This is a genomic window from Pseudomonas emilianonis, assembly GCF_023072625.1.
Lineage (GTDB): Bacteria > Pseudomonadota > Gammaproteobacteria > Pseudomonadales > Pseudomonadaceae > Aquipseudomonas > Aquipseudomonas paraveronii.
Map to the genome: position 1 here is coordinate 1 of NZ_JAKNRV010000459.1, position 3,518 is coordinate 3,518.

Below are 3,518 nucleotides of genomic sequence, written 5' to 3' on the forward strand. Positions count from 1 at the left end.
CTCGGCATCGCCAGCATCGACCCGGCGCTGCAAGGTATCGACGGCGCGCTGGGCGAGATCGAGCGCACCATCTCGGCGCTGGGCCTGGCCGGGATCGACCTGGAGCCGGGGTTTGGCGAACCGGCCAGGCAGCCGGATGACCCGCTGTACTGGCCGATCTACGAGCATTTGCAGGCGCACGGCATTCCGCTGTTTCTGATGAGCGGGCCGACCACCCCGGACCCCGCCTTCAACAACCCCGAACACCTGGCCAAGGTCGCCCGGGCGTTCCCGCAGCTGTCGATCGTCTGCTACCACGGCTACTGGCCCAACGTGCAGCAAGCGCTCGGCGTGGCGTTTCGCTACCCGAACGTCTACCTGGTGCCGGACATGTACCTGTTCCAGCCCGGCAGCGATGCCTACGTGCAAGCGGCCAACGGCTTTCTGGCAGAGCAGTTGCTGTTCGGCTCGTCCTATCCGTTCCGCCCGATTCGTCAATCCATCGAGGATGTCCTGCGCCTGGGTTTCAAACCCGAGGTGCTCGACAACGTCCTCTACGGCAATGCCGCCCGGCTGTTTGGGCTGTAGAACACCTCGCGCTACACGCCGGGACCGGCCGTCATCCAGGGGCGGCCCGGCGCTGTTTTCCATTTCAAGGAGTTCCCCTGTGACCATCCCCAACGATCCTGTGCACGTCGCCGCCGGCCGTGCGGGCCAGGCGATTGGCTTCCAGGTCTTCCAGCGGGCCGGCGTGTTCTTCGCGCAGGCGCACGGTTTCCGTCAGCCAGAGTTTTTGCAGGGGGGTCAGTGCAGTCACGCGCCGTCCTGTTGTGTCAGTGAGCCTGGAGCATAACCGCTGTGCAGCCGGTTGGGGTACGCTTCGCGTGGCTCTGGTATTCTCGTCGCCATGAAAAAAACTCTCCCTTTAAGCCTGATCGCAGCCCTCGGTGAAAACCGTGTGATCGGCGTCGACAACAGCATGCCCTGGCATTTGCCGGGGGATTTCAAATATTTCAAGGCCACCACGCTCGGCAAGCCGATCATCATGGGGCGCAAGACCTGGGACTCCCTGGGCCGACCGCTGCCGGGGCGCTTGAACATTGTGGTCAGCCGTCAGACCGATCTTGCGCTGGAAGGTGCGGAAGTTTTTCCGTCGCTTGATACCGCCGTGGCGCGGGCTGAAGCCTGGGCGCTGGAACAGGGCGTGGATGAGCTGATGCTGATCGGCGGCGCGCAATTGTATGCGAAAGGGCTTGAACAGGCGGATCGCCTGTACCTGACGCGGGTGGCGCTGAGCCCGGAAGGGGATGCGTGGTTTCCGGCGTTTGATGAGAACCAGTGGAAGTTGGTTTCCAATCTGCAGAACCCAGCCGAAGGTGATAAGCCGGCGTACAGCTTCGAGGTGTGGGAAAAAGCCTAAAGGTTTGGCGCGCTTATTGTGGCGAGGGAGCTTGCTCCCGCTGGGCTGCGCAGCGGCCCCAAAAATCTTGGGAGCGCTTCGCACTCCAGCGGGAGCAAGCTCCCTCGCCACAGGTCTAGTCGTTAAGCCTACGCCAACTCGGCATGCTCATCCGCATTCAGCCGTTCTTTATCCGTCTGCTGCATGATCTGGCTGGTAATCGCCCCCGCCGTCATCGAACCGTTCACGTTCAACGCAGTACGGCCCATGTCGATCAGCGGCTCCACGGAAATCAGCAGCGCCACCAGTGACACCGGCAAGCCCATCGCCGGCAGCACGATCAGCGCGGCAAACGTCGCGCCACCGCCCACGCCGGCAACGCCTGCCGAACTCAAGGTCACAATCGCTACCAGGGTTGCGATCCACAGCGGGTCCAGCGGGTTGATGCCGACTGTCGGCGCGACCATCACCGCGAGCATTGCCGGATAGAGACCGGCGCAACCGTTCTGGCCGATGGTCGCGCCGAACGAGGCGGCGAAACCGGCGATGGCGTGCGGGATGCCCAGGCGGCGTGTCTGGCTCCGTTGAGAGTGCTGCCAATCGCGTGAGCCTGCGATTGCGAACCGGAAAGCCTAACAGCTTGATATATATTGATTTAATACCGATATGGAATGGTGTCTGTCGTTTTTGGAATAAGTGGTTGGCGCTCTGGCGCATGGCAATGGCGGAATCAGAACGCAAGCGGTCGTGCCCGGACGAAAACTGTCACAGGGATTTGTTAGCGTCGATGTCTTTCACTCAGGGAGACAACGCCTATGAAGCTCGCGCCGAAACTACTCGTATCCGCCGCATTCTGCCTCGGGCTCGCCAGCCAGGCGTTCGCCGCCACCGAGTTGAAACACTGGCCGGCGCCGGCCGCCAAGCAACTGAACGAAATGATCGCCGCCAACGCCAACAAGGGTAACTTCGCGGTGTTCGACATGGACAACACCAGCTACCGCTACGACCTCGAAGAATCCCTGCTGCCCTACATGGAAAACAAGGGCCTGATCACCCGCGACAGCCTCGACCCGTCGCTCAAACTGATGCCCTTCAAAGACACCGCCGACCATAAAGAAAGTCTGTTCAGCTACTACTATCGCCTGTGCGAAGTGGACGACATGGTCTGCTACCCATGGGTGGCCCAGGTGTTTGCAGGTTTTACCCTCAAGGAGCTCAAGGTCCAGGTCGATGAGTTGATGGCCTCCGGCAAGCCGGTGCCAGTCAGCTATTTCGAAGGCGACGTGGTGAAGAACTCCGAGGTGCAACCGCCGAAAGTCTTCACCGGCCAGGCCGAGCTGTACAACAAGCTGATGGAAAACGGCATCGAGGTATATGTGATGACCGCCGCGTCGGAAGAGCTGGTGCGTATGGTCGCCGCCGATCCGAAGTACGGCTACAACGTCAAACCACAGAACGTCATCGGCGTGAGCACCCTGCTCAAGGACCGCAAGACCGGCGAGTTGACCACCGCGCGCAAGCAGATCACGGCCGGTAAATACGACGAAAAAGCCAACCTCGGTTTGGAATTGACCCCCTACCTGTGGACCCCGGCGACCTGGATGGCCGGCAAGCACGCCGCGATCCTGACCTACATCGACGAATGGAAAAAGCCGGTGATCGTCGGCGGCGATACGCCCACCAGCGACGGCTACATGCTGTTCCACGATGTGGACGTGGCCAAGGGCGGCGTCCACCTGTGGGTCAACCGCAAAGATAAGTACATGACCCAGCTCAACGGCATGATGGTCAAACACGCGGCCGCCCAAGCCAAGGAAGGGTTGCCGGTGACGGCGGATAAGAACTGGGTGATCGTCAAGCCTGACGAAATCCAGTAAGACCGAGTCGCTTGCTTATCGGGGGCAAGCCCCCTCCCACACTTGATTGGGTTCACACGGTCAAACTGTGGGAGGGGGGCTTGCCCCCGATAGCGGTGGGTCAGCTGTGGATGTATCGACTGACCCTCTGCCATCGGGGGGCAAGCTGAACTGGTCAAGTAATTTTGGACACCAGTTAAGGTTTCACGCCGCCAGTTTCTCCATAGCTACCGGCGACCGGTAGCCGTTGTAGCTATGGAGCCTGACGTTGTTGTATCGCATCA

General features: G+C 60.9%; 4 protein-coding genes and 1 pseudogene. 3 read left to right on the forward strand and 2 right to left on the reverse strand.

The window, feature by feature from the left end; genetic code table 11:
- Positions 1-567, forward strand: a 567-nt coding sequence (locus L9Z73_RS27455; protein ID WP_247407796.1) for an amidohydrolase family protein, incomplete at its 5' end; no start/stop codon positions are given.
- 64 nt (positions 568-631) lie between these two features.
- On the opposite strand, the gene L9Z73_RS27460 is transcribed toward L9Z73_RS27455, so the two are convergent.
- Positions 632-796, reverse strand: coding sequence for a hypothetical protein (locus L9Z73_RS27460; protein ID WP_247407802.1), 165 nt, complete (start codon positions 794-796; stop codon positions 632-634).
- Between the two features lie 90 nt (positions 797-886).
- Between L9Z73_RS27460 and L9Z73_RS27465 the strand changes: the two genes are divergently transcribed.
- Complete coding sequence (locus L9Z73_RS27465; protein ID WP_247407798.1) at positions 887-1,399, forward strand: dihydrofolate reductase; 513 nt, start codon at positions 887-889, stop codon at positions 1,397-1,399.
- 128 nt (positions 1,400-1,527) lie between these two features.
- On the opposite strand, the pseudogene L9Z73_RS27470 reads toward L9Z73_RS27465, so the two are convergent.
- Positions 1,528-1,968 (reverse strand): annotated as a pseudogene (locus L9Z73_RS27470) (cation:dicarboxylate symporter family transporter); the annotation flags it as partial.
- Between the two features lie 225 nt (positions 1,969-2,193).
- Here L9Z73_RS27470 and L9Z73_RS27475 point away from each other — a divergent pair.
- Complete coding sequence (locus L9Z73_RS27475) at positions 2,194-3,255, forward strand: haloacid dehalogenase-like hydrolase (protein WP_247407800.1); 1,062 nt, start codon at positions 2,194-2,196, stop codon at positions 3,253-3,255.
- Positions 3,256-3,518 lie beyond the last annotated feature (263 nt).

Excerpts from the sequence above, each read along its gene's own strand:
- L9Z73_RS27475 (WP_247407800.1), top strand. The coding sequence starts at position 2,194 with ATGAAGCTCGCGCCGAAACTACTCGTATCCGCCGCATTCTGCCTCGGG.
- L9Z73_RS27465 (WP_247407798.1), top strand. The coding sequence starts at position 887 with ATGAAAAAAACTCTCCCTTTAAGCCTGATCGCAGCCCTCGGTGAAAAC.